Origin of the sequence: Enterobacter quasihormaechei (assembly GCF_004331385.1) — a bacterium.
GTDB classification, from domain to species: domain Bacteria; phylum Pseudomonadota; class Gammaproteobacteria; order Enterobacterales; family Enterobacteriaceae; genus Enterobacter; species Enterobacter quasihormaechei.
In genome coordinates this window covers 1-26,035 of the sequence record NZ_SJON01000028.1, presented here as the reverse complement: position 1 = coordinate 26,035, position 26,035 = coordinate 1, and the positions used below count along the sequence as shown (strand labels likewise).

46 protein-coding genes are annotated in these 26,035 nt (G+C 50.9%); 39 read left to right on the top strand and 7 right to left on the bottom strand.

The features are described 5' to 3' along the window. The first annotated feature begins 183 nt into the window (after nt 1-183). Together bfd and bfr are read left to right on the top strand one after the other, a co-directional pair. Nucleotides 184-378 carry a bacterioferritin-associated ferredoxin gene (gene bfd, locus E0L16_RS21445; protein ID WP_003863268.1) on the top strand — a complete coding sequence of 65 codons (195 nt, stop codon included), beginning with the start codon at nt 184-186 and terminating at the stop codon, nt 376-378. 72 nt (nt 379-450) lie between these two features. After that, nucleotides 451-927, top strand: coding sequence for a bacterioferritin (gene bfr, locus E0L16_RS21440; RefSeq protein ID WP_003863270.1), 477 nt, complete (start codon nt 451-453; stop codon nt 925-927). On the opposite strand, the gene E0L16_RS21435 is transcribed toward bfr, so the two are convergent. Further along, nucleotides 911-1,384, bottom strand: a complete 474-nt coding sequence (locus E0L16_RS21435; protein WP_107535631.1) for a prepilin peptidase — start codon at nt 1,382-1,384, stop codon at nt 911-913. The two genes, bfr and E0L16_RS21435, sit on opposite strands and share 17 nt — an antisense overlap. 380 nt (nt 1,385-1,764) lie before the next feature. Between E0L16_RS21435 and rpsJ the strand changes: the two genes are divergently transcribed. The 31 genes from rpsJ (at nt 1,765) to E0L16_RS21280 (ending at nt 16,594) form a co-directional block, all read left to right on the top strand. Further along, entirely contained in the window at nt 1,765-2,076 is a 312-nt protein-coding gene (gene rpsJ, locus E0L16_RS21430) for a 30S ribosomal protein S10 (RefSeq protein WP_001181005.1), read from the top strand. 32 nt (nt 2,077-2,108) lie between these two features. Next, nucleotides 2,109-2,738: a 50S ribosomal protein L3 gene (gene rplC, locus E0L16_RS21425; RefSeq protein WP_003863274.1), complete on the top strand. Its 630-nt coding sequence runs from the start codon at nt 2,109-2,111 to the stop codon at nt 2,736-2,738. Nucleotides 2,739-2,748: 10 nt separating this feature from the next. Continuing rightward, nucleotides 2,749-3,354 (top strand): 50S ribosomal protein L4, encoded by a 606-nt coding sequence (gene rplD / locus E0L16_RS21420; RefSeq protein WP_000424395.1) that lies wholly within the window; start codon nt 2,749-2,751, stop codon nt 3,352-3,354. Next, complete coding sequence (gene rplW, locus E0L16_RS21415) at nt 3,351-3,653, top strand: 50S ribosomal protein L23 (protein ID WP_000617546.1); 303 nt, start codon at nt 3,351-3,353, stop codon at nt 3,651-3,653. Before rplD ends, rplW begins: the two co-directional genes overlap by 4 nt. A 17-nt stretch (nt 3,654-3,670) precedes the next feature. Further along, a complete protein-coding gene (rplB, locus tag E0L16_RS21410) occupies nt 3,671-4,492 on the top strand; it encodes a 50S ribosomal protein L2 (RefSeq protein WP_000301859.1) in 822 nt (273 codons plus the stop codon). Nucleotides 4,493-4,508: 16 nt separating this feature from the next. Continuing rightward, nucleotides 4,509-4,787 (top strand): 30S ribosomal protein S19, encoded by a 279-nt coding sequence (gene rpsS / locus E0L16_RS21405; protein ID WP_001138117.1) that lies wholly within the window; start codon nt 4,509-4,511, stop codon nt 4,785-4,787. A 14-nt stretch (nt 4,788-4,801) separates the two neighbouring features. After that, on the top strand, nt 4,802-5,134 hold the full coding sequence (gene rplV, locus E0L16_RS21400) for a 50S ribosomal protein L22 (protein WP_002919773.1): 333 nt from the start codon (nt 4,802-4,804) through the stop codon (nt 5,132-5,134). Nucleotides 5,135-5,151: 17 nt separating this feature from the next. Further along, nucleotides 5,152-5,853 carry a 30S ribosomal protein S3 gene (rpsC, locus tag E0L16_RS21395; RefSeq protein ID WP_000529945.1) on the top strand — a complete coding sequence of 234 codons (702 nt, stop codon included), beginning with the start codon at nt 5,152-5,154 and terminating at the stop codon, nt 5,851-5,853. Between the two features lie 12 nt (nt 5,854-5,865). Then, complete coding sequence (rplP, locus tag E0L16_RS21390; protein ID WP_002919759.1) at nt 5,866-6,276, top strand: 50S ribosomal protein L16; 411 nt, start codon at nt 5,866-5,868, stop codon at nt 6,274-6,276. Then, on the top strand, nt 6,276-6,467 hold the full coding sequence (rpmC, locus tag E0L16_RS21385) for a 50S ribosomal protein L29 (RefSeq protein ID WP_003863282.1): 192 nt from the start codon (nt 6,276-6,278) through the stop codon (nt 6,465-6,467). The genes rplP and rpmC overlap by 1 nt, the downstream gene beginning before the upstream one ends. Further along, complete coding sequence (gene rpsQ / locus E0L16_RS21380) at nt 6,467-6,721, top strand: 30S ribosomal protein S17 (RefSeq protein ID WP_002438707.1); 255 nt, start codon at nt 6,467-6,469, stop codon at nt 6,719-6,721. Before rpmC ends, rpsQ begins: the two co-directional genes overlap by 1 nt. Before the next feature lie 166 nt (nt 6,722-6,887). Continuing rightward, nucleotides 6,888-7,259 (top strand): 50S ribosomal protein L14, encoded by a 372-nt coding sequence (gene rplN, locus E0L16_RS21375; RefSeq protein ID WP_002919748.1) that lies wholly within the window; start codon nt 6,888-6,890, stop codon nt 7,257-7,259. A 10-nt stretch (nt 7,260-7,269) separates the two neighbouring features. After that, nucleotides 7,270-7,584, top strand: a complete 315-nt coding sequence (rplX, locus tag E0L16_RS21370; protein WP_003863287.1) for a 50S ribosomal protein L24 — start codon at nt 7,270-7,272, stop codon at nt 7,582-7,584. 14 nt (nt 7,585-7,598) lie between these two features. Further along, nucleotides 7,599-8,138 (top strand): 50S ribosomal protein L5, encoded by a 540-nt coding sequence (gene rplE, locus E0L16_RS21365; protein ID WP_022649589.1) that lies wholly within the window; start codon nt 7,599-7,601, stop codon nt 8,136-8,138. 14 nt (nt 8,139-8,152) lie between these two features. Next, complete coding sequence (gene rpsN / locus E0L16_RS21360) at nt 8,153-8,458, top strand: 30S ribosomal protein S14 (RefSeq protein WP_003863291.1); 306 nt, start codon at nt 8,153-8,155, stop codon at nt 8,456-8,458. A gap of 30 nt (nt 8,459-8,488) precedes the next feature. Then, entirely contained in the window at nt 8,489-8,881 is a 393-nt protein-coding gene (gene rpsH / locus E0L16_RS21355; RefSeq protein ID WP_006178918.1) for a 30S ribosomal protein S8, read from the top strand. A gap of 12 nt (nt 8,882-8,893) precedes the next feature. Continuing rightward, the gene (rplF, locus tag E0L16_RS21350) at nt 8,894-9,427 is read left to right on the top strand and encodes a 50S ribosomal protein L6 (protein ID WP_003863296.1); all 534 of its coding nucleotides are present in this window, start codon (nt 8,894-8,896) and stop codon (nt 9,425-9,427) included. A 9-nt stretch (nt 9,428-9,436) separates the two neighbouring features. Continuing rightward, nucleotides 9,437-9,790, top strand: coding sequence for a 50S ribosomal protein L18 (gene rplR / locus E0L16_RS21345; protein WP_003863297.1), 354 nt, complete (start codon nt 9,437-9,439; stop codon nt 9,788-9,790). Nucleotides 9,791-9,804: 14 nt separating this feature from the next. Continuing rightward, complete coding sequence (gene rpsE / locus E0L16_RS21340) at nt 9,805-10,305, top strand: 30S ribosomal protein S5 (protein ID WP_003863299.1); 501 nt, start codon at nt 9,805-9,807, stop codon at nt 10,303-10,305. 6 nt (nt 10,306-10,311) lie between these two features. After that, on the top strand, nt 10,312-10,491 hold the full coding sequence (rpmD, locus tag E0L16_RS21335) for a 50S ribosomal protein L30 (protein ID WP_003863301.1): 180 nt from the start codon (nt 10,312-10,314) through the stop codon (nt 10,489-10,491). A 3-nt stretch (nt 10,492-10,494) separates the two neighbouring features. Continuing rightward, nucleotides 10,495-10,929: a 50S ribosomal protein L15 gene (gene rplO, locus E0L16_RS21330; RefSeq protein WP_003863304.1), complete on the top strand. Its 435-nt coding sequence runs from the start codon at nt 10,495-10,497 to the stop codon at nt 10,927-10,929. Nucleotides 10,930-10,936: 7 nt separating this feature from the next. Continuing rightward, nucleotides 10,937-12,268, top strand: coding sequence for a preprotein translocase subunit SecY (gene secY, locus E0L16_RS21325; RefSeq protein ID WP_003863305.1), 1,332 nt, complete (start codon nt 10,937-10,939; stop codon nt 12,266-12,268). Between the two features lie 31 nt (nt 12,269-12,299). Continuing rightward, entirely contained in the window at nt 12,300-12,416 is a 117-nt protein-coding gene (gene rpmJ / locus E0L16_RS21320; RefSeq protein ID WP_000868187.1) for a 50S ribosomal protein L36, read from the top strand. Nucleotides 12,417-12,562: 146 nt separating this feature from the next. Beyond that, nucleotides 12,563-12,919 carry a 30S ribosomal protein S13 gene (gene rpsM, locus E0L16_RS21315; protein WP_003863308.1) on the top strand — a complete coding sequence of 119 codons (357 nt, stop codon included), beginning with the start codon at nt 12,563-12,565 and terminating at the stop codon, nt 12,917-12,919. 16 nt (nt 12,920-12,935) lie between these two features. Further along, nucleotides 12,936-13,325 carry a 30S ribosomal protein S11 gene (gene rpsK / locus E0L16_RS21310; protein WP_003863312.1) on the top strand — a complete coding sequence of 130 codons (390 nt, stop codon included), beginning with the start codon at nt 12,936-12,938 and terminating at the stop codon, nt 13,323-13,325. A 32-nt stretch (nt 13,326-13,357) separates the two neighbouring features. Further along, nucleotides 13,358-13,978 (top strand): 30S ribosomal protein S4, encoded by a 621-nt coding sequence (gene rpsD, locus E0L16_RS21305; protein ID WP_003863314.1) that lies wholly within the window; start codon nt 13,358-13,360, stop codon nt 13,976-13,978. 25 nt (nt 13,979-14,003) lie between these two features. Continuing rightward, nucleotides 14,004-14,993: a DNA-directed RNA polymerase subunit alpha gene (locus E0L16_RS21300; protein WP_002919219.1), complete on the top strand. Its 990-nt coding sequence runs from the start codon at nt 14,004-14,006 to the stop codon at nt 14,991-14,993. 40 nt (nt 14,994-15,033) lie between these two features. Continuing rightward, the gene (gene rplQ, locus E0L16_RS21295; RefSeq protein ID WP_001216368.1) at nt 15,034-15,417 is read left to right on the top strand and encodes a 50S ribosomal protein L17; all 384 of its coding nucleotides are present in this window, start codon (nt 15,034-15,036) and stop codon (nt 15,415-15,417) included. A gap of 107 nt (nt 15,418-15,524) precedes the next feature. After that, entirely contained in the window at nt 15,525-15,893 is a 369-nt protein-coding gene (locus E0L16_RS21290; protein WP_131638225.1) for a DnaJ family domain-containing protein, read from the top strand. Between the two features lie 2 nt (nt 15,894-15,895). Next, the gene (gene zntR / locus E0L16_RS21285; protein WP_107534024.1) at nt 15,896-16,321 is read left to right on the top strand and encodes a Zn(2+)-responsive transcriptional regulator; all 426 of its coding nucleotides are present in this window, start codon (nt 15,896-15,898) and stop codon (nt 16,319-16,321) included. Between the two features lie 57 nt (nt 16,322-16,378). After that, nucleotides 16,379-16,594: an alternative ribosome-rescue factor A gene (locus E0L16_RS21280; RefSeq protein WP_022649585.1), complete on the top strand. Its 216-nt coding sequence runs from the start codon at nt 16,379-16,381 to the stop codon at nt 16,592-16,594. Here the strand turns inward: E0L16_RS21280 and mscL are convergent, their stop codons facing one another. The 5 genes from mscL to def all read right to left on the bottom strand — a co-directional run bounded on the left by mscL (nt 16,595) and on the right by def (nt 21,374). Then, a complete protein-coding gene (gene mscL, locus E0L16_RS21275) occupies nt 16,595-17,008 on the bottom strand; it encodes a large-conductance mechanosensitive channel protein MscL (protein ID WP_003863335.1) in 414 nt (137 codons plus the stop codon). A gap of 146 nt (nt 17,009-17,154) precedes the next feature. Next, entirely contained in the window at nt 17,155-18,531 is a 1,377-nt protein-coding gene (gene trkA / locus E0L16_RS21270; protein WP_003863337.1) for a Trk system potassium transporter TrkA, read from the bottom strand. Nucleotides 18,532-18,553: 22 nt separating this feature from the next. Then, nucleotides 18,554-19,840, bottom strand: coding sequence for a 16S rRNA (cytosine(967)-C(5))-methyltransferase RsmB (gene rsmB, locus E0L16_RS21265; RefSeq protein WP_131638223.1), 1,287 nt, complete (start codon nt 19,838-19,840; stop codon nt 18,554-18,556). 52 nt (nt 19,841-19,892) lie between these two features. Next, nucleotides 19,893-20,840: a methionyl-tRNA formyltransferase gene (fmt, locus tag E0L16_RS21260; protein WP_131638222.1), complete on the bottom strand. Its 948-nt coding sequence runs from the start codon at nt 20,838-20,840 to the stop codon at nt 19,893-19,895. A gap of 24 nt (nt 20,841-20,864) precedes the next feature. Then, on the bottom strand, nt 20,865-21,374 hold the full coding sequence (def, locus tag E0L16_RS21255; protein ID WP_131638220.1) for a peptide deformylase: 510 nt from the start codon (nt 21,372-21,374) through the stop codon (nt 20,865-20,867). Nucleotides 21,375-21,501: 127 nt separating this feature from the next. On the opposite strand from def, the gene dprA reads away from it, so the two are divergent. Genes dprA through E0L16_RS21225 form a run of 6 tightly spaced genes read left to right on the top strand, consistent with a single transcriptional unit; the run spans nt 21,502 to nt 25,285 of the window. After that, the gene (gene dprA, locus E0L16_RS21250; RefSeq protein ID WP_131638218.1) at nt 21,502-22,626 is read left to right on the top strand and encodes a DNA-protecting protein DprA; all 1,125 of its coding nucleotides are present in this window, start codon (nt 21,502-21,504) and stop codon (nt 22,624-22,626) included. Beyond that, complete coding sequence (smg, locus tag E0L16_RS21245; protein ID WP_000460665.1) at nt 22,598-23,071, top strand: DUF494 family protein Smg; 474 nt, start codon at nt 22,598-22,600, stop codon at nt 23,069-23,071. Before dprA ends, smg begins: the two co-directional genes overlap by 29 nt. Nucleotides 23,072-23,097: 26 nt before the next feature. Further along, a complete protein-coding gene (locus E0L16_RS21240) occupies nt 23,098-23,652 on the top strand; it encodes a DNA topoisomerase family protein (protein ID WP_064910972.1) in 555 nt (184 codons plus the stop codon). After that, the gene (gene tsaC, locus E0L16_RS21235) at nt 23,645-24,217 is read left to right on the top strand and encodes an L-threonylcarbamoyladenylate synthase type 1 TsaC (RefSeq protein WP_131638216.1); all 573 of its coding nucleotides are present in this window, start codon (nt 23,645-23,647) and stop codon (nt 24,215-24,217) included. Before E0L16_RS21240 ends, tsaC begins: the two co-directional genes overlap by 8 nt. 4 nt (nt 24,218-24,221) lie before the next feature. Continuing rightward, nucleotides 24,222-25,040 (top strand): shikimate dehydrogenase, encoded by an 819-nt coding sequence (aroE, locus tag E0L16_RS21230; protein ID WP_131638215.1) that lies wholly within the window; start codon nt 24,222-24,224, stop codon nt 25,038-25,040. Continuing rightward, the gene (locus E0L16_RS21225) at nt 25,037-25,285 is read left to right on the top strand and encodes a DUF1488 family protein (protein ID WP_063865954.1); all 249 of its coding nucleotides are present in this window, start codon (nt 25,037-25,039) and stop codon (nt 25,283-25,285) included. Before aroE ends, E0L16_RS21225 begins: the two co-directional genes overlap by 4 nt. On the opposite strand, the gene E0L16_RS21220 is transcribed toward E0L16_RS21225, so the two are convergent. Beyond that, nucleotides 25,261-25,815 (bottom strand): gamma carbonic anhydrase family protein, encoded by a 555-nt coding sequence (locus E0L16_RS21220; protein ID WP_131638197.1) that lies wholly within the window; start codon nt 25,813-25,815, stop codon nt 25,261-25,263. The genes E0L16_RS21225 and E0L16_RS21220 overlap by 25 nt on opposite strands. Nucleotides 25,816-26,035 lie beyond the last annotated feature (220 nt).

Below are 26,035 nucleotides of genomic sequence, written 5' to 3'. Positions count from 1 at the left end.
GGGCTAATTAATTATCCCTGAAATAAAAAGGACGCTTCGGCGTCCTTTTTTATTTTCTGACCCTTTCCCTGTCACAAACTTTCGCATTTTTTAACCGCTCCCGGCCCGTATCCTGGCGTATGTGCTATTGTAATCATAACCATTCTCACTTACACTTTGCGCATATTTTGAACGGGAGTCTTTATGTACGTTTGTTTATGTAATGGTGTAAGCGACAAAAAAATTCGTCAGGCCGTTCGCCAGTTTCAGCCACAATCATTCCAGCAGCTTCGCAAGTTTGTTCCGGTGGGAAATCAATGCGGTAAATGCGTTCGCGCAGCGCGTGAGATCATGCAGGACGAACTGATGCAGATCCCGGAATTCAAAGAGATCGCGTAAGCCTCTATCTTTTTTTTGACATCCCCGTAGCCCGTTCTACGCTTCAATGAGTGGAAGCGGAGGGACTATATAATGAAAGGTGATGTTAAAATCATAAGTTATCTCAATAAATTATTGGGAAATGAGCTTGTCGCAATCAATCAGTATTTTCTCCATGCAAGAATGTTCAAGAACTGGGGACTGACTCGCCTCAACGATGTGGAATACCATGAGTCCATTGATGAAATGAAACACGCCGATAAATACATTGAGCGTATTTTATTCCTTGAAGGCATCCCTAACCTACAGGATCTGGGAAAACTGGGCATCGGCGAGGATGTCGAAGAGATGCTGCGTTCCGATCTCCGGCTGGAGCTGGAGGGCGCAAAAGACTTGCGTGAAGCCATTGCCTATGCGGATAGCGTACATGACTACGTCAGCCGCGATATGATGATCCAGATCCTGGCCGATGAAGAAGGGCATATCGACTGGCTGGAAACCGAACTGGATCTCATCAGCAAAATTGGCCTACAGAACTATCTCCAGTCTCAGATTAAAGTGGAAAGTTAATCAGGCTTTCCCAGCCAACGCATAAACCCGCTGCCGCCAGAAATGGCCCAAAAGGCAGTGGGTTTTTTAATGCCCCTTTATCTGGGTTGATTAACGAGAAACCCGTCAGGTATAGCAGCGCCATCAATGCGGCCACTAACGCCAGTATTGGGAGCGCACACCAGCCGTGCCATGCCCCCAGCGCCGCCAGATATTTTACATCGCCATACCCCATCCCTTCACGTTGGCAGACAAGCCGATAGCCCCAATAGATGGCGGCGAATCCAACATAGCCTGTCATCGCACCCACCACCGCGCTCGGTAAAAAATCAGGATGGAGACAAAGCTGGTAAAGCAGGCCCGTCCAGAGCAGCGGGCAGAGCAAGCGGTCGGGCAGGAGCCCATCGCGAATATCTGCGCGTACCAGCAAGGCCGACAGCGAAAAATAGATTAGGAGAAAGGGGAGGGTCATTAACATGGCACAGGCCTCAAAAGGATTTGAGCGCATATTCTTTCTAATCCCTGTGCCCGGCAATGTGCAAAATCCGCAGTTGCGTAGCCGCTTCAGGAAAAGCGGTGAGACAAGAGCTATTGCAGAAAAGGTTGCGTGGCCACACGCACACTATGCCTTTAGCGCTTAATTTCTAAACGGCACTTGCGTCTTGCCCAGATTTACGTATAATGCGCGGGCTTGTCGTAATTGACGGCGGGTTCAATCTGAACCAGAGTAGCTCACTTTGTTACTCAACAATGCTCCCAATTGGGGAGCTACGTAAGAACGGTTACACTCTCCCATCAATCGTAATGGGTTTGAGGAGTAATCATTTTCGTTTATAAAATAATTGGAGCTCTGGTCTCATGCAGAACCAAAGAATCCGTATCCGCCTTAAAGCGTTTGATCATCGTCTGATCGATCAATCAACCGCGGAAATCGTCGAGACTGCTAAGCGCACTGGTGCGCAAGTCCGTGGTCCGATCCCGCTGCCGACCCGCAAAGAGCGCTTTACCGTTCTGATCTCTCCGCACGTTAACAAAGATGCGCGTGATCAGTACGAAATCCGCACTCACAAGCGTCTGGTTGACATCGTTGAGCCAACTGAGAAAACCGTTGATGCTCTGATGCGTCTGGATCTGGCTGCCGGTGTAGACGTGCAGATCAGCCTGGGTTAATCAGGTCATCGAGCGATTGAGAGGTTGAAACAATGATTGGTTTAGTCGGTAAAAAAGTGGGTATGACCCGCATCTTCACTGAAGATGGCGTTTCTATCCCAGTAACCGTAATCGAAGTTGAAGCAAACCGCGTTACTCAGGTTAAAGATCTGGCTAACGATGGCTACCGCGCTATTCAGGTTACCACTGGTGCTAAAAAAGCTAACCGTGTAACCAAACCAGAAGCGGGTCACTTCGCTAAAGCTGGCGTTGAAGCTGGCCGTGGTCTGTGGGAATTCCGTCTTGCTGAAGGCGAAGAGTTCACCGTAGGTCAGGACATTAGCGTTGAGCTGTTTGCTGACGTTAAAAAAGTTGACGTAACCGGTACCTCTAAAGGTAAAGGTTTTGCTGGTACCGTTAAGCGCTGGAACTTCCGTACCCAGGACGCTACCCACGGTAACTCCTTGTCTCACCGCGTTCCGGGTTCTATCGGTCAGAACCAGACTCCGGGCAAAGTGTTCAAAGGCAAGAAAATGGCAGGTCAGCTGGGTAACGAACGTGTAACCGTTCAGAGCCTGGACGTAGTACGTGTTGACGCTGAGCGCAACCTGCTGCTGGTTAAAGGTGCGGTCCCGGGTGCAACCGGTAGCGACCTGATCGTTAAACCAGCTGTGAAGGCGTAAGGGGATAGCAATGGAATTAGTATTGAAAGACGCGCAGAGCGCGCTGACTGTTTCCGAAACTACCTTCGGTCGTGATTTCAACGAAGCGCTGGTTCACCAGGTTGTTGTTGCTTATGCAGCTGGTGCTCGTCAGGGTACTCGTGCTCAGAAGACTCGTGCTGAAGTAACTGGTTCTGGCAAAAAGCCATGGCGCCAGAAAGGTACCGGCCGTGCGCGTTCAGGTTCTATCAAGAGCCCGATCTGGCGTTCAGGTGGCGTGACCTTCGCTGCGCGTCCACAGGACCACAGTCAAAAAGTTAACAAAAAGATGTACCGCGGCGCGCTGAAAAGCATTCTGTCCGAACTGGTACGTCAGGATCGTCTGATCGTTGTCGAGAAGTTCTCTGTTGAAGCGCCTAAAACTAAGCTGCTGGCTCAGAAACTGAAAGACATGGCTCTGGAAGATGTGCTGATCATCACCGGTGAGCTGGACGAGAACCTGTTCCTGGCCGCGCGTAACCTGCACAAGGTTGACGTACGCGACGCGACTGGTATCGACCCGGTTAGCCTGATCGCCTTCGACAAAGTCGTAATGACTGCTGATGCTGTTAAGCAAGTTGAGGAGATGCTGGCATGATTCGTGAAGAACGTCTGCTGAAGGTGCTGCGCGCACCGCACGTTTCTGAAAAAGCGTCTACTGCGATGGAAAAAACAAACACCATCGTTCTCAAAGTTGCTAAAGACGCGACCAAAGCAGAAATCAAAGCTGCTGTGCAGAAACTGTTTGAAGTCGAAGTCGAAGTCGTTAACACCCTGGTAGTTAAAGGGAAAGTTAAACGTCACGGACAGCGTATCGGTCGTCGTAGCGACTGGAAAAAAGCTTACGTCACCCTGAAAGAAGGCCAGAACCTGGACTTCGTTGGCGGCGCTGAGTAAGTCGGAGGAGTAATACAATGGCAGTTGTTAAATGTAAACCGACATCTCCGGGTCGTCGCCACGTAGTTAAAGTGGTTAACCCTGAGCTGCACAAGGGCAAACCTTTTGCTCCGTTGCTGGAAAAAAACAGCAAATCCGGTGGTCGTAACAACAATGGCCGTATCACCACTCGTCACATCGGTGGTGGCCACAAGCAGGCTTATCGTATTGTTGACTTCAAACGCAACAAAGACGGTATCCCAGCAGTTGTTGAGCGTCTTGAGTACGATCCGAACCGTTCCGCGAACATCGCGCTGGTTCTGTACAAAGATGGCGAACGCCGTTACATCCTGGCCCCTAAAGGCCTGAAAGCTGGCGACCAGATTCAGTCTGGCGTTGATGCTGCAATCAAAGCAGGCAACACCCTGCCGATGCGCAATATCCCGGTTGGTTCTACCGTTCATAACGTAGAAATGAAACCAGGTAAAGGCGGTCAGCTGGCGCGTTCCGCGGGTACTTACGTTCAGATCGTTGCGCGTGACGGTGCTTATGTCACCCTGCGTCTGCGTTCTGGTGAAATGCGTAAAGTCGAAGCAGACTGCCGCGCTACTCTGGGCGAAGTTGGCAATGCTGAGCATATGCTGCGCGTTCTGGGTAAAGCTGGTGCTGCACGCTGGCGTGGTGTTCGTCCTACCGTTCGCGGTACTGCGATGAACCCAGTCGATCACCCACATGGTGGTGGTGAAGGTCGTAACTTTGGTAAGCACCCGGTAACTCCGTGGGGCGTTCAGACCAAAGGTAAGAAGACCCGCAGCAACAAGCGTACTGATAAATTTATCGTACGTCGCCGTAGCAAATAATTTTAGAGGATAAGCCATGCCACGTTCTCTCAAGAAAGGTCCTTTTATTGACCTGCACTTGCTGAAGAAGGTAGAGAAAGCGGTGGAAAGCGGAGACAAGAAGCCCCTGCGCACTTGGTCCCGTCGTTCAACGATCTTTCCTAACATGATCGGTTTGACCATCGCTGTCCATAATGGTCGTCAGCACGTTCCAGTCTTTGTTACCGACGAAATGGTTGGTCACAAACTGGGTGAATTCGCACCGACTCGTACTTATCGCGGCCACGCTGCTGATAAAAAAGCGAAGAAGAAATAAGGTAGGAGGAAGAGATGGAAACTTTAGCTCAACATCGCCATGCTCGTTCTTCTGCACAGAAGGTTCGCCTTGTTGCTGACCTGATTCGCGGTAAGAAAGTGTCGCAGGCCCTGGACATCCTGACCTATACCAACAAGAAAGCTGCGGTATTGGTCAAGAAAGTACTGGAATCTGCCATTGCTAACGCTGAACACAACGATGGCGCTGACATCGACGATCTGAAAGTCGCGAAAATTTTCGTAGATGAAGGCCCAAGCATGAAGCGCATTATGCCGCGTGCGAAAGGTCGTGCAGATCGCATCCTGAAGCGCACCAGCCACATTACTGTGGTTGTGTCCGATCGCTGAGACTCTGGAGACTAGCAATGGGTCAGAAAGTACATCCTAATGGTATTCGCCTGGGTATTGTAAAACCATGGAACTCTACCTGGTTTGCGAACACCAAAGAATTCGCTGACAACCTGGACAGCGATTTTAAAGTACGTCAGTACCTGACTAAGGAACTGGCTAAAGCGTCTGTATCTCGTATCGTTATCGAGCGTCCAGCTAAGAGCATCCGTGTGACTATTCACACTGCTCGCCCTGGCATCGTTATCGGTAAGAAAGGCGAAGACGTAGAAAAACTGCGCAAGGTCGTAGCGGATATCGCTGGCGTTCCTGCACAGATCAATATCGCTGAAGTTCGTAAGCCTGAACTGGACGCTAAATTGGTTGCTGACAGCATCACTTCTCAGCTGGAACGTCGCGTTATGTTCCGTCGTGCTATGAAGCGTGCTGTACAGAACGCAATGCGTCTGGGCGCTAAAGGTATCAAAGTTGAAGTTAGCGGCCGTCTGGGCGGCGCGGAAATCGCACGTACCGAATGGTACCGCGAAGGTCGCGTACCGCTGCACACTCTGCGTGCTGACATCGACTACAACACCTCTGAAGCGCACACCACTTACGGTGTAATCGGCGTTAAGGTATGGATCTTCAAAGGTGAGATCCTGGGTGGTATGGCTGCTGTTGAACAACCGGAAAAACCGGCTGCTCAACCTAAAAAGCAGCAGCGTAAAGGCCGTAAATAAGGAGCGTCGCTGATGTTACAACCAAAGCGTACAAAATTCCGTAAAGTGCACAAAGGCCGCAACCGTGGTCTGGCGCAGGGTACGGATGTTAGCTTCGGCACTTTCGGTCTGAAAGCTGTTGGCCGTGGTCGTCTGACTGCACGTCAGATCGAAGCAGCACGTCGTGCAATGACCCGTGCAGTTAAGCGTCAAGGTAAGATCTGGATCCGTGTATTCCCGGACAAACCGATCACCGAGAAGCCACTGGAAGTTCGTATGGGTAAAGGTAAAGGTAACGTGGAGTACTGGGTTGCCTTGATCCAACCGGGCAAAGTCCTTTATGAAATGGACGGTGTTCCGGAAGAGCTGGCCCGTGAAGCCTTCGGCCTGGCAGCAGCGAAACTGCCTATCAAAACCACCTTTGTAACTAAGACGGTGATGTAATGAAAGCAAAAGAGCTGCGTGAAAAAAGCGTTGAAGAGCTGAACGCTGAGCTGCTGAACCTGCTGCGTGAGCAGTTCAACCTGCGTATGCAGGCTGCAAGTGGCCAGCTGCAACAGACTCACCTGCTGAAGCAAGTGCGTCGCAATGTTGCGCGCGTTAAGACTTTACTGACTCAGAAGGCGGGTGCGTAATGACCGATAAAATCCGTACTCTGCAAGGTCGTGTTGTTAGCGATAAAATGGAGAAATCCATTGTTGTAGCTATCGAACGTTTTGTGAAACACCCGATCTACGGTAAATTCATCAAGCGTACGACCAAACTGCACGTACATGACGAGAACAACGAATGTGGTATCGGCGACAAGGTTGAAATCCGTGAATGCCGTCCACTGTCCAAGACTAAGTCCTGGACGCTGGTTCGCGTTGTAGAGAAAGCGGTTCTGTAATAGAGTACGCATTCTCAATACGAATAAACGGCTCAGCGATGAGCCGTTTATTTTTTCTACCCATATTGCAGAAGCGGTGTTATAATGCCGCGCCCTCGATATGGGGCTTTTTAACGGCTCTGATTTTAGAGTCTCAGGTAGTAGTTGACATTAGCGGAGCACTAAAATGATCCAAGAACAGACTATGCTGAACGTCGCCGACAACTCCGGTGCACGTCGCGTAATGTGTATCAAGGTTCTGGGTGGCTCGCACCGTCGCTACGCAGGCGTAGGCGACATCATCAAGATCACCATCAAGGAAGCAATTCCACGTGGTAAGGTCAAAAAAGGTGATGTGCTGAAGGCGGTAGTGGTGCGCACCAAGAAGGGTGTTCGTCGCCCTGACGGTTCTGTCATTCGCTTCGATGGTAATGCATGCGTTATTTTAAACAATAACAGCGAGCAGCCTATCGGCACGCGTATCTTTGGGCCGGTAACTCGTGAACTTCGTACTGAGAAGTTCATGAAAATTATCTCTCTGGCACCAGAAGTACTCTAAGGAGCGAATCATGGCAGCGAAAATCCGTCGTGATGACGAAGTTATCGTGTTAACCGGTAAAGATAAAGGTAAACGCGGTAAAGTAAAAAATGTTCTGTCTTCCGGCAAACTTGTCGTTGAAGGTATCAACCTGGTTAAGAAACATCAGAAGCCGGTTCCGGCCCTGAACCAACCAGGCGGCATCGTTGAAAAAGAAGCTGCTATTCAGGTTTCTAACGTTGCAATCTTCAATGCGGCTACCGGTAAGGCTGACCGTGTAGGCTTTAGATTCGAAGACGGCAAAAAAGTCCGTTTCTTCAAGTCTAACAGCGAAACTATCAAGTAATTTGGAGTAGTACGATGGCGAAACTGCATGATTACTACAAAGACGAAGTAGTTAACAAACTCATGACTGAGTTTAGCTACAATTCTGTCATGCAAGTCCCTCGGGTCGAGAAGATCACCCTGAACATGGGTGTTGGTGAAGCGATCGCTGACAAGAAACTGCTGGATAACGCAGCAGCTGACCTGACAGCAATCTCCGGTCAAAAACCGCTGATCACCAAAGCACGCAAATCTGTTGCAGGCTTCAAAATCCGTCAGGGCTATCCGATCGGCTGTAAAGTAACTCTGCGTGGCGAACGCATGTGGGAGTTCCTTGAGCGCCTGATCACTATTGCTGTTCCACGTATCCGTGACTTCCGTGGCTTGTCCGCTAAGTCTTTCGACGGTCGTGGTAACTACAGCATGGGTGTCCGTGAGCAGATCATCTTCCCAGAAATCGACTACGATAAAGTCGACCGCGTGCGTGGTTTGGATATTACCATTACCACTACTGCGAAATCTGACGAAGAAGGCCGTGCTCTGCTGGCTGCCTTTGACTTCCCGTTCCGCAAGTAAGGTAGGGTTACTGAATGGCTAAGCAATCAATGAAAGCACGCGAAGTAAAGCGCGTAGCTTTAGCTGATAAATTCTTCGCTAAACGCGCTGAACTGAAAGCGATCATTTCTGATGTGAACGCTTCCGACGAAGATCGTTGGAATGCGGTTCTCAAGCTGCAGTCTCTGCCGCGTGATTCCAGCCCGTCTCGTCAGCGTAACCGCTGTCGTCAAACAGGTCGTCCACATGGTTATGTGGGCAAGTTTGGGTTGAGCCGTATCAAACTGCGTGAAGCCGCCATGCGCGGTGAAGTACCAGGCTTGAAAAAGGCTAGCTGGTAATTACCAATTGAATCACGGGAGTAAAGACAGATGAGCATGCAAGATCCGATCGCGGATATGCTGACCCGTATCCGTAACGGTCAGGCCGCGAACAAAGTTGCGGTCACCATGCCTTCCGCCAAGCTGAAAGTGGCAATTGCCAACGTGCTGAAGGAAGAAGGTTTTATCGAAGATTTTAAAGTTGAAGGCGACACCAAGCCGGAACTGGAACTTACTCTCAAGTATTTCCAGGGTAAAGCTGTTGTAGAAAGCATTCAGCGTGTCAGCCGCCCAGGCCTGCGCATCTATAAGAAAAAAGATGAGCTGCCAAAAGTAATGGCTGGTCTTGGTATCGCAGTTGTTTCTACCTCTAAAGGTGTTATGACTGATCGTGCAGCGCGCCAGGCTGGTCTTGGTGGCGAAATTATCTGCTACGTAGCCTAATCGGAGGAAAGAATGTCTCGTGTTGCTAAAGCACCGGTCGTTATTCCTGCCGGCGTTGATGTAAAAATCGACGGTCAGGTTATTACGATCAAAGGTAAAAACGGCGAGCTGACTCGTACCCTCAACAAAGCTGTTGAAGTTAAACATGCAGATAACGCTCTGACCTTCGGTCCACGTGATGGTTTCGTGGATGGATGGGCTCAGGCTGGTACCGCGCGTGCCCTGCTGAACTCAATGGTTGTTGGTGTTACCGAAGGCTTCACTAAAAAGCTTCAGCTGGTTGGTGTAGGTTATCGTGCAGCTATCAAAGGGAATGCAGTAGGCCTGTCTCTGGGCTTCTCACACCCTGTTGAGCATCCGCTGCCGGCCGGTATCACTGCAGAATGTCCGACTCAGACTGAAATCGTGCTGAAAGGCGCTGATAAACAGCTGATCGGTCAGGTTGCAGCAGATCTGCGCGCCTACCGTCGTCCTGAGCCTTATAAAGGCAAGGGTGTTCGTTACGCCGACGAAGTCGTGCGTACCAAAGAGGCTAAGAAGAAGTAAGGTAACACTATGGATAAGAAATCTGCTCGTATCCGTCGTGCGACCCGCGCACGCCGCAAGCTCAAAGAGCTGGGTGCAACTCGCCTGGTGGTACATCGTACCCCGCGTCATATTTACGCACAGGTAATTGCACCGAACGGTTCTGAAGTTCTGGTAGCTGCTTCTACTGTAGAAAAAGCTATCTCAGAACAATTGAAGTATACCGGTAACAAAGACGCCGCTGCAGCTGTAGGTAAAGCTGTTGCAGAACGCGCTCTGGAAAAAGGCATCAGCAATGTTTCCTTTGACCGTTCCGGGTTCCAATATCATGGTCGTGTCCAGGCACTGGCAGATGCTGCCCGTGAAGCTGGCCTTCAGTTCTAAGGTAGAGGTGTAAGATGGCTCACATCGAAAAACAGGCTGGCGAACTGCAGGAAAAGCTGATCGCGGTAAACCGCGTATCTAAAACCGTTAAAGGTGGTCGTATTTTCTCCTTCACAGCTCTGACTGTAGTTGGTGATGGTAACGGTCGCGTTGGTTTTGGTTACGGTAAAGCGCGTGAAGTTCCAGCAGCGATCCAGAAAGCGATGGAAAAAGCCCGTCGCAATATGATTAACGTCGCGCTGAACAACGGTACCCTGCAACACCCAGTTAAAGGTGTTCACACGGGTTCTCGTGTATTCATGCAGCCAGCTTCCGAAGGTACCGGTATCATCGCCGGTGGTGCAATGCGCGCCGTTCTGGAAGTTGCTGGAGTTCATAACGTTCTGGCTAAAGCATATGGTTCCACCAACCCGATCAACGTGGTTCGTGCAACTATTGATGGCCTGGAAAATATGAATTCTCCAGAAATGGTCGCTGCCAAGCGTGGTAAATCCGTTGAAGAAATTCTGGGGTAATTGACCATGGCAAAGACTATTAAAATCACTCAAACCCGCAGTGCAATCGGTCGTCTGCCGAAACACAAGGCAACGCTGCTTGGCCTGGGTCTGCGTCGTATTGGTCATACCGTTGAGCGCGAGGATACTCCTGCTGTTCGTGGTATGGTCAACGCGGTTTACTTCATGGTTAAAGTTGAGGAGTAAGAGATGCGTTTAAATACTCTGTCTCCGGCCGAAGGCTCTAAAAAGGCGGGTAAACGCCTGGGTCGTGGTATCGGTTCTGGCCTCGGCAAAACCGGTGGTCGTGGTCACAAAGGTCAGAACTCTCGTTCTGGCGGTGGCGTACGTCGCGGTTTCGAGGGTGGCCAGATGCCACTGTACCGTCGTCTGCCGAAGTTCGGCTTCACCTCTCGCAAAGCAGCGATCACAGCGGAAATCCGTCTGTCTGACCTGGCGAAAGTTGAAGGCGGCGTTGTAGACCTGAACACGCTGAAAGCGGCTAACATTATCGGTATCCAGATCGAGTTCGCGAAAGTGATCCTGGCTGGTGAAGTTTCTACTCCGGTAACTGTTCGTGGCCTGCGTGTTACTAAAGGTGCTCGTGCTGCTATCGAAGCTGCTGGCGGTAAAATTGAGGAATAAGTAGCAGATGGCTAAGCAACCGGGATTAGATTTTCAAAGTGCCAAAGGTGGATTTGGCGAGCTGAAACGCAGACTGCTGTTTGTAATCGGCGCGCTGATTGTGTTCCGTATTGGCTCTTTTATTCCGATCCCTGGTATTGATGCCGCTGTACTTGCCAAACTGCTTGAGCAACAGCGAGGCACCATCATTGAAATGTTCAACATGTTCTCTGGTGGTGCTCTCAGCCGTGCTTCTATTTTCGCGCTGGGTATTATGCCGTACATTTCGGCATCGATTATTATCCAGCTGCTGACGGTCGTTCATCCGGCCCTGGCAGAGCTGAAGAAAGAAGGGGAGTCTGGACGTCGTAAGATTAGCCAGTACACCCGTTACGGCACTCTGGTGCTGGCAATATTCCAGTCGATCGGTATTGCTACCGGTCTTCCGAATATGCCTGGTATGCAGGGCCTGGTATTAAACCCAGGCTTTGCATTCTATTTCACCGCTGTTGTTAGTCTGGTCACAGGGACCATGTTCCTGATGTGGCTCGGCGAACAGATTACTGAACGAGGTATCGGTAACGGTATCTCAATCATTATCTTCGCCGGTATCGTTGCGGGTCTCCCGCCGGCCATCGCCCATACTATCGAGCAAGCGCGTCAAGGCGACCTGCACTTCCTCCTGTTGCTGTTGGTTGCAGTATTAGTATTTGCAGTGACGTTCTTTGTTGTCTTCGTTGAACGTGGTCAACGCCGCATTGTGGTGAACTACGCTAAGCGTCAACAGGGTCGTCGTGTCTATGCTGCACAGAGCACACATTTACCGCTGAAAGTGAATATGGCGGGGGTTATCCCGGCTATCTTCGCTTCCAGTATTATTCTGTTCCCGGCAACCATCGCGTCATGGTTCGGGGGCGGTACTGGTTGGAACTGGCTGACAACAATTTCGCTGTATTTGCAGCCTGGGCAACCACTTTATGTGTTACTCTATGCGTCTGCGATCATCTTCTTCTGTTTCTTCTACACGGCGTTGGTCTTCAACCCGCGTGAAACAGCAGATAACCTGAAGAAGTCCGGTGCATTTGTACCAGGAATTCGTCCGGGAGAGCAAACGGCGAAGTATATCGATAAAGTAATGACTCGCCTGACTTTGGTTGGTGCGCTTTATATTACTTTTATCTGCCTGATCCCGGAGTTCATGCGTGATGCAATGAAAGTACCGTTCTACTTCGGTGGGACCTCACTGCTTATCGTTGTTGTCGTGATTATGGACTTTATGGCTCAAGTGCAAACTCTGATGATGTCCAGTCAGTATGAGTCTGCATTGAAGAAGGCGAACCTGAAAGGCTACGGCCGCTAACTGGTCGCCTGAGAAGTTACGGAGAGTAAAAATGAAAGTTCGTGCTTCCGTCAAGAAATTATGCCGTAACTGCAAAATCGTTAAGCGTGATGGTGTCATCCGTGTGATTTGCAGTGCCGAGCCGAAGCATAAACAGCGCCAAGGCTGATTATTTCGCATATTTTTCTTGCAAAGTTGGGTTGAGCTGGCTAGATTAGCCAGCCAATCTTTTGTATGTCTGTACGTTTCCATTTGAGTATCCTGAAAACGGGCTTTTCAGCATGGTGCGTACATATTAAATAGTAGGAGTGCATAGTGGCCCGTATAGCAGGCATTAACATTCCTGATCAGAAACATGCTGTGATCGCATTAACTTCGATCTACGGCGTCGGCAAGACCCGTTCTAAAGCCATTCTGGCTGCAGCGGGTATCGCTGAAGATGTTAAGATCAGTGAGCTGTCTGAAGAACAAATCGACACGCTGCGTGACGAAGTTGCCAAATTTGTCGTTGAAGGTGATCTGCGCCGTGAAATCAGCATGAGCATCAAGCGCCTGATGGATCTTGGTTGCTATCGCGGTTTGCGTCATCGTCGTGGTCTGCCAGTGCGCGGTCAGCGTACTAAGACCAACGCACGTACCCGTAAGGGTCCGCGCAAACCGATCAAGAAATAATCGGGGTGATTGAATAATGGCAAAGGCACCAGTTCGTGCACGTAAACGTGTAAGAAAACAAGTCTCTGACGGCGTGGCTCATATCCATGCTTCTTTCAACAACACCATCGTTACTATTACTGATCGTCAGGGTAACGCATTGGGTTGGGCAACAGCCGGTGGTTCCGGTTTCCGTGGTTCTCGCAAATCCACTCCGTTCGCAGCTCAGGTTGCAGCAGAGCGTTGCGCTGAAGCCGTAAAAGAATACGGCATCAAGAATCTGGAAGTTATGGTTAAAGGTCCGGGTCCGGGTCGTGAATCTACTGTTCGCGCTCTGAACGCCGCTGGTTTCCGCATCACGAATATTACTGATGTGACTCCGATCCCTCATAACGGTTGTCGTCCGCCGAAAAAACGTCGCGTATAACGCTCGTTTTTTAGGTTAGTTGGAGATAGAAAATGGCAAGATATTTGGGTCCTAAGCTCAAGCTGAGCCGTCGTGAGGGCACCGACTTATTCCTTAAGTCTGGCGTTCGCGCGATCGATACCAAGTGTAAAATTGAACAAGCTCCTGGCCAGCACGGTGCGCGTAAACCGCGTCTGTCTGACTATGGTGTGCAGTTGCGTGAAAAGCAAAAAGTTCGCCGTATCTACGGTGTGCTGGAGCGTCAGTTCCGTAACTACTATAAAGAAGCAGCACGTCTGAAAGGCAACACAGGTGAAAACCTGCTGGCTCTGCTGGAAGGTCGTCTGGACAACGTTGTATACCGTATGGGCTTCGGCGCGACTCGTGCTGAATCACGCCAGCTGGTTAGCCATAAAGCAATCATGGTAAACGGTCGTGTTGTTAACATCGCTTCTTATCAGGTTAAAGCGAATGACGTTGTTAGCATTCGTGAGAAAGCGAAAAAGCAATCTCGCGTGAAAGCCGCTCTGGAGCTGGCTGAGCAGCGTGAAAAGCCAACCTGGCTGGAAGTTGATGCTGGCAAGATGGAAGGTACGTTCAAGCGTCAGCCAGAACGTTCTGATCTGTCTGCGGACATTAACGAACACCTGATCGTCGAGCTTTACTCCAAGTAAAGCTTAGTACCAAAGAGAGGACACAATGCAGGGTTCTGTGACAGAGTTTCTAAAACCGCGCCTGGTAGATATCGAGCAAGTGAGTTCGACGCACGCCAAGGTGACCCTTGAGCCTTTAGAGCGTGGCTTTGGCCATACTCTGGGTAACGCACTGCGCCGTATTCTGCTCTCATCGATGCCGGGTTGCGCGGTGACCGAGGTTGAGATTGATGGTGTACTTCATGAGTACAGCACCAAAGAAGGCGTTCAGGAAGATATCCTTGAAATCCTGCTCAACCTGAAAGGGCTGGCGGTGAGAGTTCAGGGTAAAGATGAAGTTATTCTTACTCTGAATAAATCTGGCATTGGCCCTGTGACTGCAGCCGACATCACCCACGACGGTGATGTTGAAATCGTCAAGCCGCAGCACGTGATCTGCCACCTGACCGATGAGAACGCAGCGATTAGCATGCGTATCAAAGTTCAGCGCGGTCGTGGTTATGTGCCGGCTTCTGCCCGAATTCATTCGGAAGAAGATGAGCGCCCAATCGGCCGTCTGCTGGTCGACGCATGCTACAGCCCTGTAGAGCGTATTGCCTACAATGTTGAAGCAGCGCGTGTAGAACAGCGTACCGACCTGGACAAGCTGGTCATCGAAATGGAAACCAATGGCACAATCGATCCTGAAGAGGCGATTCGTCGTGCGGCAACCATCCTGGCAGAACAACTGGAAGCTTTCGTTGACTTACGTGATGTACGTCAGCCGGAAGTGAAAGAAGAGAAACCAGAATTCGATCCGATCCTGCTGCGCCCTGTTGACGATCTGGAATTGACTGTCCGCTCTGCTAACTGCCTCAAGGCAGAAGCTATCCACTATATCGGTGATCTGGTACAGCGTACCGAGGTTGAGTTGCTGAAAACGCCGAACCTGGGTAAAAAATCTCTTACCGAGATTAAAGACGTGCTGGCTTCACGTGGTCTGTCTCTGGGCATGCGCCTGGAAAACTGGCCACCGGCAAGCATTGCTGACGAGTAACCGGATCACAGGTTAAGGTTTTACTGAGAAGGATAAGGTCATGCGCCATCGTAAGAGTGGTCGTCAACTGAACCGCAACAGCAGCCATCGCCAGGCTATGTTCCGCAACATGGCAGGTTCACTGGTTCGTCATGAAATCATCAAGACGACCCTGCCTAAAGCGAAAGAGCTGCGTCGCGTAGTTGAGCCGCTGATTACTCTTGCCAAGACTGACAGCGTTGCTAATCGTCGTCTGGCATTCGCCCGTACTCGTGATAACGAGATCGTGGCAAAACTGTTTAACGAACTGGGCCCGCGTTTCGCGAGCCGTGCCGGTGGTTACACTCGCATTCTGAAGTGTGGCTTCCGTGCAGGCGACAACGCGCCGATGGCTTACATCGAGCTGGTTGATCGTTCAGAGAAAGCAGAAGCTGCTGCAGAGTAATCTGTAGTAACGTAAAAAAACCCGCCTCGGCGGGTTTTTTTATATCCGCAGAATCACCACTTATCTACAATGTCTGTATCTTTTCTGCTCATCCCCTGGAGTTCATTATGTGGTTGCTCGATCAGTGGGCTGAACGCCATATTTCTGATGCCCAAAACAAAGGCGAGTTCGACAATCTTCCCGGTAGCGGTGAACCGCTGATGCTGGATGATGATTCACATGTTCCAACCGACTTACGCGCCGGCTATCGCTTACTGAAAAATGCAGGCTGTTTACCTCCTGAACTTCAGCAACGCAATGAAGCCGTCGAGCTTGCCGATCTGCTTAAAGGCATTCATAAGGACGACCCCCGGTACTCCGAAATCAGTCGTCGTTTAGCGCTTATTGAGCTAAAGCTTCGCCAGACGGGAATGAACACCGACTTTTTGCATGGCGAATACAGTGAAAGATTAAGGCAAAAAATAAACGAGGAGTAGCCATGTACCGCATAGGTGAACTTGCGAAACTTGCTAACGTAACGCCGGATACTATCCGCTACTACGAAAAGCAGCAGATGATCGATCATGAGGTCAGAACGGAAGGCGGATTTCGCCTTTATACGGATAACGACCTGCAACGCCTGCGTTTTATCCGCTATGCACGGCAGCTCGGCTTCACGCTGGAGTCGATCCGTGAACTGCTGTCGATCCGTATCGATCCTGAACATCACACGTGTCAGGAATCGAAAAGCATCGTGAAGGCAAGGCTGGATGAAGTTGAAGCACGAATTCAGGAGCTGCAAGCCATGCAGCGGTCTCTGCAAAGGCTGAACGACGCGTGCTGCGGTACTGCTCACAGCAGCGTTTATTGCTCAATTCTGGAAGCACTTGAGCAGGGGGCAAGTAGTGAAACTCAGGGTTGTTGATTTTTTATCAGGCAGGGTCTAGACTCCAGCCGACATTAACTATGCTCAGGAGAAATGATGAGCCGCTATCAGCATACTAAGGGACAAATTAAGGATAACGCCATTGAGGCATTGCTTCACGACCCGCTTTTCAGACAGCGTGTTGAGAAGAACAAAAAAGGGAAAGGCAGTTATTTGCGTAAAGGTAAACATGCACAACGGGGTAACTGGGAGGCCAGTGGCAAGCAAGCGAATCGCTTTTTTACCACTGGCCTTTCTGTTTCTCTCGCCTGATTAAACGCGATTATTCTGTTCTTTTAACAGATCGCGAATTTCAGTCAGCAAGACTTCTTCTTTAGTGGGTGCTGGCGGGGCAGCAGCCGGTTCTTCTTTTTTACGGTTAAGTCTGTTGATAAGTTTGATGGCCATGAAAATGGCAAATGCCACAATCACGAAATCAAAAACGTTCTGAATGAAAACGCCATAGTGCATTACAACCGCAGGGATATCGCCCTGAGCTTCCCGCAGGGTGAAGGCGAATTGTTTGAAATCAATGCCTCCAATCAACAGCCCTAACGGCGGCATAATAATGTCGGCGACTAACGATGAAACGATCTTACCGAACGCCGCACCAATAATGACACCCACAGCCAAATCCACCACATTCCCGCGCATCGCAAATTCGCGAAATTCTTTAATAAAACTCATTATGTTCTCCTTGTGCCAGCTGACGCCTATAAGTTTAACAAATGATTAGCTAATTGCCATTGGGGATAAATAATCGTTATGCAAAATAAAAGGCATGAAAATTAAAAGGTTAATATTCGGGTGCTCTTGAAGGAGCACCCGGATCCTTACAGGAAGAATGGACTTGGCTGGAATAAACGCTCTACGTCGGTAATAAACTTTTTATCGGTTAGGAACATAATAACGTGGTCCCCCTGCTCGATACGTAAATTATCATTGGCGATCATGACATCGTTACCTCGCACTACGGCGCCGATAATGGTGCCTGGTGGCAGTTTAATTTCGTCGATCGCACGACCGACAACGCGCGATGTCGTTTCATCTCCGTGAGCAACGGCTTCAATGGCTTCAGCAACACCACGACGAAGGGACGAAACACCGACGATATCCGCTTTACGCACGTGGCTTAACAGGGCAGAAATGGTGGCTTGCTGAGGTGAAATAGCAATATCAATCACGCTTCCCTGTACCAGATCGACATAAGCCTTACGCTGAATAAGCACCATCACTTTTTTTGCTCCCATACGCTTGGCGAGCATGGCGGACATAATATTCGCTTCGTCGTCGTTGGTGACGGCAATAAAAAGATCGACCTGATCGATATGCTCTTCGGCCAGCAATTCCTGATCCGAGGCATCGCCATAAAACACGATGGTATTCTGGAGTTTTTCAGCCAGCTCCGACGCGCGCTGCTGATCTCGTTCGATCAGCTTCACGCTATAGTCTTTTTCCAGTCGTCTCGCCAGGCCTGCGCCAATATTACCGCCGCCGACCAGCATAATACGTTTATACGGTTTTTCGAGACGCTGTAGCTCACTCATCACCGCGCGGATATGCTGAGACGCCGCAATAAAGAAGACTTCATCTCCGGCTTCGACAATGGTGGAACCTTGCGGACGGATAGGCCTGTCGTGACGGAAAATAGCCGCAACACGCGTATCGATATGGGGCATATGCTCGCGCATTGTCGACAGGGCATTACCAATCAGCGGGCCACCGTAATAGGCCTTCACGACCGCCAGGCTTACTTTTCCTTCAGCGAAGTTCACAACCTGCAACGCGCCCGGATACTCAATCAGACGATAAATACTGTCGATAACCAGCTGTTCTGGCGCAATAAGATGGTCGATGGGTACCGCTTCGGAATTAAACAGTTTCTCCGCATCCCGGACATAGTCCGGGGAACGAATACGGGCGATGCGGTTCGGGGTGTTGAAAAGCGAGTAGGCCACCTGACAAGCAACCATGTTGGTTTCATCAGAACTGGTTACTGCAACCAGCATGTCGGCATCGTCCGCGCCCGCTTCCCGGAGTACACGTGGATGAGAGCCGTGCCCCTGAACAACGCGGAGGTCAAACTTGTCCTGCAAAACGCGCAGACGATCGCCATTGGTATCCACAATGGTGATATCGTTGTTTTCACCCACGAGGTTTTCCGCCAGCGTTCCGCCAACTTGCCCTGCGCCCAGAATGATAATTTTCATCGTTCGTGACCTGTTCTCAACATCACTCTTTGATTAGCTTAGCGTAAAAGAAGCCATCACCCTCTTCTGCGCCAGGCAGGTTTTGCAGACCCGGTTGCTCAGGCGTACCTGTAGCGTGCAGCGCGGCGTCCGGGGTGCGTTTCAGGAAAGCCGCAATTTGCTGACTGTTCTCTTCCGGCAGAACGGAGCAAGTTGCATACACCAGGGTTCCGCCGGGTTTGAGATGCGGCCAGATGGCATCCAGAATATCGGATTGCAGCTGGGCAAGCTCCTTGATATCACGATCGCGACGCAGCCATTTGATATCGGGGTGACGACGAATAACGCCGGTTGCCGAGCAGGGGGCGTCGAGCAAAATGCGATCGAACCGGGTATCGCCACACCAGTCTGCGGGTTTGCGTCCATCGCCTTGCTTAACCTGCGCTTTCATACCCAAACGTTTGAGGTTGTCGTAGACGCGTGACAGGCGCTGCTCGTCAACATCTACGGCCATCACGCTGGCCTGCGGCGCCACTTCCAGAATGTGCGTTGTTTTACCCCCTGGTGCTGCACAGAGATCGAGGATGTGCTCCCCGTCCTTCGGTTCAAGCCAGGTCATGCAGCCCTGAGCGGATGCATCCTGTACCGTTACCCAGCCTTCCTCAAAGCCAGGTAATGCGTGTACCGGAGCAGGGGAGGCTAAACGAACCGCATCAGGATAAGCAGCGTGAGTGAAGCCACTCATTCCGGCGTCTTCCAGTAGGGCCAGCCATGCGTCGCGCGTGTGATGGTTACGATTGACGCGTAACCACATCGGCGGACGTTGATTATTGGCAACAGCGATCTCTTGCCATTGCTGTGGGTAGGCTTTTTTAAGGCGATTCAGCAGCCATTCAGGGTGCAGAAAGCGCGCTTCGCTTTGCGCAAATTCTGCCAGCAGTTCGTCCTGCTGACGCTGGAACTGACGCAGCACGCCGTTGATCAGTCCTTTCAACTGAGGACGTTTAATCGCAACGGCCCCCTCCACTGTCTCAGCCAGCGCAGCATGAGGAGGAATGCGAGTATGCAGAAGCTGATAGAAACCGACCATGATTAAATAATGCACGGTGCGTTGCTTGCCGCTCATCGGGCGTGACATCAGCTTGTTGATTAACCATTCAAGCTGAGAAAGGGTGCGCAGAACGCCAAAGCAAAGCTCCTGGAGCAGGGCTTTGTCTTTATCGGAAACCTTTTGTTGCAGTGGAGGCAGGACATTACTCAGTGACTGGCCCTGCTCGATAACCTGCTCAACGGCCTGAGCCGCCATGGTGCGTAGATTTTGTCTTTTCATAACCGTAAAAATAAAAATGCCCGGACACACCGGGCTTTAAGAGTAAATGCGTTCAGGCAAGGCGATTGCCAGGGATGAACCATTCACGACGGGAATTTAACAGGTCCTGCGCGCTCATCGCCTTTTTACCGGCCGGTTGCAGCGATTCAAGATTTAGGATCCCTTCTCCGGTCGCAACCTGAATACCGTTTTTACTGGCGTCGATAATCGTACCGGGCTCTGCCGAGGTATTGCCGTTAATAACGGAAGCTTTCCAGACTTTCACTGGCTGCTCATCAATCATTAACCAGCTCATCGGCCACGGATTAAAGGCGCGGATGCAGCGTTCGAGTTGAGCTGCTGACAGGGACCAGTCGATCCGGGCTTCTTCTTTACTCAGCTTTTCAGCATAGGTCACCTGCGACTCATCCTGAACATCAGGTTTCGCCGTATTATCAGCAAGCTGTTGCAACGTCTCAATCAGCCCCTGCGGGCCGAGATCCGCCAGCTTGTCATACAGCGTGGCGCTGGTATCTTCTGCGGTAATGGGACACGCCAGTTTATACAGCATGTCGCCAGTGTCTAAACCTACGTCCATCTTCATGATTGTAACGCCTGTTTCAGCATCGCCTGCCCACAGAGCGCGCTGAATTGGGGCCGCACCACGCCAGCGTGGGAGCAAGGAACCATGGACGTTAATACAGCCCAGACGGGGCATATCGAGTACCGCTTTCGGCAGAATGAGGCCGTAAGCCACAACCACCATCACGTCGGCATTCAGGTCTGCCACTAACTGCTGGTTTTCCTGAGGTCGTAATGACGCTGGCTGGAACACCGGTAAACCATGCGTTTCTGCCAGTACTTTAACCGGGCCAGGCATCAGTTTTTTACCGCGGCCAGCCGGACGGTCCGGCTGAGTGAATACGCCAACGATCTGATGACCAGACGATAACAGCGCGTCGAGATGACGCGCTGCAAAATCAGGGGTACCCGCGAAGATTATACGTAGTGATGTAGACACGTTATTCCTTGTATCCGGGGGGCGTTATGCGCGAGAACGCAAACGATCCAGTTTCTCAACTTTCTGACGAATACGCTGTTGTTTCAGTGGTGAGAGGTAATCGATAAACAGTTTACCGACCAGGTGATCCATCTCATGCTGAATGCAAATCGCCAGCAGATCGTCGGCTTCCAGTTCAAACGGATTGCCGTCACGATCCAGTGCGCGAATTTTAACTTTTTCGGCACGTGGCACCAAAGCGCGCTGTTCAGGGATGGACAGACAGCCTTCCTCAATACCTGTTTCGCCGCTTTTTTCAAGCAGTTCAGGGTTGATCAGCACCAGGCGCTCATTGCGATTTTCAGAAACGTCGATCACGATAATACGCTTGTGAATGTCTACCTGGGTCGCCGCCAGGCCAATGCCTTCTTCAGCGTACATGGTATCGAACATATCATCGACGATACGCTGAATTTCTGCATTCACTTCTTTAACCGGTTCCGCGACGATGCGAAGGCGCTCGTCAGGAATATGTAACACTTGCAAAACTGCCATAAATTTCCAGAGTCGTGTTCAGGAGTTGAAAAGAATATTACTTCTATTCTAGACAAATCCCCGGTCGATTGACAGCATCAGTGACCAATCGCAAAGATTGCTGAGGCTGCTTATGGCAGGGAAAAGGATGACATCCACAGAGATATGGTTACGGCTTATAAACATCGGATCGTTATACGTTGATGCGATGCTGGAAACCGCGCAGCGGTTGCTTCGCCAGGCAACCGTTGATGCTGACGCTGTCAAAGAGGCAGGGCTTTCGGCCAAACATGTCGCAAAGTTTTTTTCATTCAGTGAGAGTGAACTTGAACGTAGCCTGGAATGGCTGGAGCACGCAGATAACCATCTTCTCACGGCTGACGATCCTCGCTTCCCGCCATTGTTGCGTTCGATCCCTGATTTTCCCGGGGCGCTATTTGTGCGAGGCCGCGTTGACGTGCTTAACAGCATGCAGCTTGCGGTAGTGGGCAGCCGTGCGCCCTCATGGTATGGCGTGCGGTGGGGAAAAATTCTCAGTGAACAGCTGTCTCAATGTGGCTTTACGATCACCAGTGGCCTGGCTTGCGGCATCGACGGTGTCGCACATCATGCAGCGTTGACAGCAAAAGGGCGAAGTGTCGCCGTGCTTGGCAACGGTCTTTTTAGTCTCTACCCGCGTCGTCATCAAGTCCTGGCTGAGCAACTTATCGCTTCAGAGGGGGCGATAGTATCTGAGTTTTCACTCTCAACATCGCCCAGGCCGGGTAACTTTCCACGGCGTAACCGGATCATCAGCGGGTTAAGCCAGGGCGTGCTGGTGGTTGAAGCTGCGATTCGAAGTGGATCGCTGGTGACCGCCAGGTGCGCGCTGGAGCAGGGGCGTGAAGTTTTTGCGCTGCCCGGCCCGTTGGGGAACCCCGGCTGCGAAGGCCCTCACTGGCTGATAAAACAGGGGGCAACGCTGGTGACCTGTAAAGAGGATATCCTGGAAAATTTGCAGTATGGATTGCATTGGTTGCAGGATAATCGCCAAAAGCGACATATTTCATCGGATCAGGAGGCCGTAGCATTGCCATTTCCCGAGCTCCTGGCTAACGTAGGAGATGAGGTAACACCTGTTGACGTTGTCGCTGAACGTGCCGGCCAACCTGTGCCAGTAACGGTAGCACAGCTACTCGAACTGGAGTTAGCAGGGTGGATCGCAGCTGTACCCGGCGGCTATGTCCGAATAAGGAGGGCATGCCATGTTCGACGTACTGATGTATTTGTTTGAGACTTACATCCACAACGAAGCAGAAATGCAGGTGGATCAGGACAAATTAACACGGGATCTGACCGACGCAGGTTTTGAACGGGAAGATATCTATAATGCGTTGATGTGGCTGGATAAGTTGGCTGATTATCAGGACGGCCTCGCCGAACCGATGCAGCTTGCTTCTGACCCATTGTCTGTGCGCATCTATACAGCTGAAGAGTGTGAAAGGCTGGATGCCAGCTGCCGGGGATTCATCTTATTCCTCGAGCAGATTCAGGTGCTAAACCTCGAAACGAGAGAGATGGTGATAGAGCGCGTCATGGCGCTGGATACTGCTGAGTTTGAACTGGAAGATCTAAAATGGGTGATCCTGATGGTTCTGTTCAACATTCCGGGCTGTGAAAACGCCTATCAGCAAATGGAAGAATTACTCTTTGAAGTGAATGAAGGTATGCTGCATTAATTCTACGTGCAGCAACAAGAGTTGTTATGGCCAAATCAGCACTCTTTACGGTGCATAAAAACGAGCCCTGCCCACAGTGCGGGGCTGAACTTGTTATTCGGTCCGGGAAACACGGTCCGTTTCTCGGTTGTTCACACTATCCGGAATGTGATTATGTCCGTCCCCTGAAAAGCCAGGCGGACGGACATATTGTAAAAATTCTGGAGGGGCAGCTTTGCCCTCTCTGTGGCGGTGAACTGGCGCTGCGGCAGGGGCGTTTCGGAATGTTTATCGGATGCAGCCGCTACCCGGAATGTGAGCATACGGAACAAATTGATAAGCCAGATGAAACGGCAATTGCCTGCCCTCAGTGCCAGCGTGGTCAACTGGTGCAGCGCCGCTCTCGTTATGGTAAAACCTTCCATTCATGCGATCGCTATCCTGAATGCCAGTTCGTTATCAATTTCAAACCAGTAGCGGGCGTCTGCTCTCATTGCGATTATCCGTTACTTATAGAGAAGAAAACCGCGCAAGGCATGAAACGCTTTTGCGCCAGTAAACAATGTGGAAAGCCGGTTTCGGCGGATCAAATCAGTGAATAATAACCTGCCATTAGGCTCCATCGCTCAGGCGGTGGAAACCCTGAAAAAAGAAGAAGTCATCGCCTATCCAACAGAAGCCGTTTTTGGGGTCGGGTGCGATCCTGACAGCGAGGTTGCCGTTAGCCGGCTGCTGGCGCTTAAACAGCGGCCTGTCGAAAAAGGATTGATTCTGATCGCTGCGAATTACGAGCAGCTTAAACCTTATATTGATGATTCCATGCTGACACCTGCACAGCGGGAAACCATTTTTTCTGCGTGGCCTGGTCCCGTGACGTTTGTTTTTCCTGCACAGCCGACAACGCCGCGCTGGTTAACCGGGCGTTTCGATTCACTTGCGGTACGTGTCACCGACCATCCGCTGGTGGTGGAGCTATGCCAGGCATTTGGTAAACCTTTGGTTTCTACCAGCGCCAACCTGACCGGGCTTCCGCCTTGTCGGACAACCGAAGAAGTTCTGGCGCAATTCGGGAATGATTTCCCGGTAGCCGTCGGTGAAACCGGTGGTCGTCTTAACCCGTCAGAAATTCGCGATGCCTTGACCGGCGAACGTTTTCGCCAGGGATAATGTGATGGAAACCTACGCTGTATTTGGTAACCCGATCGCGCACAGCAAGTCGCCTCTGATCCATCAGCTGTTTGCGGATCAATTGCAGATAGATCATCCGTATGGTCGGGTCCTTGCGCCTGTTGATGCATTTATACCGACGCTGAATGGCTTTTTTGATTCGGGTGGTAAAGGTGCGAATGTGACGGTGCCTTTTAAAGAAGAGGCTTTCGGACGTGCGGATGAGCTGACCGAGCGTGCGTCGCTCGCCGGTGCCGTTAATACGCTTAAGCGGCTCGAAGATGGTCGCCTTCTGGGCGATAACACCGACGGCATTGGTTTGCTCAGCGATCTGGAGCGACTGTCGTTTATTAAACCAGGCTTTCGGATCCTGCTGATCGGTGCGGGTGGCGCCTCGCGCGGCGTATTGCTTCCTCTCCTTTCTCTGGATTGTGCGGTGACGATTACCAACCGGACTTTCTCCAGAGCAGAAGAGCTGGCGGCGTTGTTCGCACATACTGGCAGCGTCACTGCGCTAGCGCTTGATGAGCTCGCGGGTCACGAATTTGACCTTGTGATTAATGCCACCTCCAGCGGTATTAATGGAGAGATCCCCGCAATTCCCACGTCCCTGATTCATTCCCATATCTATGCCTATGACATGTTTTATCAAAAAGGGAAGACGCCTTTTCTGAACTGGTGCGAACAACAGGGAGCAAAACATTTGGCTGATGGTCTGGGCATGCTGGTGGGGCAGGCGGCTCATGCGGTGTTACTCTGGCATGGCGTGTTACCTTCTGTAGAGCCGGTGATTGAAAAACTGAAACAGGAACTGATGGCGTGAATCAGGCGATTCATTTTCCCGACAGAGAAATCTGGGATGAGAACAGGCAAGCGGTTTGCTTCCCGGTACTGGTGCATGGAATGCAGTTAACCTGTGCGATTAAAGGGGAAACGCTGCTCCAGCGCTTTGGGGGGTCAGAGCCGTTAGCGGTCTTTAGCGAAAATCGCTGGGATCTGGAAGAGGAAGCCAGCGATTTGATCCGCGATCAGCAGGAAGACGATCAGGGCTGGGTCTGGTTATCCTGATCCAGATAGTCATTCTTCCATTTAACGTAATTGTTCGCGGAGTATTTCAACCCTTCGATTTCCGCCTCTTTTAAGGGGCGGATCTGCTTAACCGGGCTGCCTAAATAGAGATAGCCACTTTCCAGGCGTTTGTTTTGCGGAACAAGGCTCCCTGCGCCGATCATTACGTCATCTTCTACTATGACGCCATCCAGCAATATCGATCCCATCCCAACGAGTACCCTGTTACCGATCGTGCAGCCGTGGAGCATCACCTTATGACCGACGGTAACATCTTCCCCAATGATGAGCGGATTGCCTTCCGTGTTGTAAGATGATTTATGCGTCACATGCAGCACGCTGCCGTCCTGAATATTGGTGCGTGCACCGATTGCAACGTAGTTAACATCGCCCCGGATCGCGACGAGTGGCCAGATGCTGACATCATTGGCCATGCGGACATCACCCACAACCACGCTGCTGGCATCGATCATCACGCGATCGCCTTGTTGGGGGTACAGATCTTTATAAGGGCGTAATACTGCAAACATATCTACCTCGATATAAATGAGCGCTATAAAGAAGACTTTGATCGTAATCGGGGATCGAGGCAAGGCAAAATGCGTCAATTTTTAAGCGGATCGGGTGGGTTTTCAGCGAAAAGCACGGAAAATCAGCAGTTGGAAAAAAAGATCTAAAAAATACTTGTGCTAAAAACTGGGATCCCTATAATGCGCCTCCATCGACACGGCGGATGTGAATCACTTCACG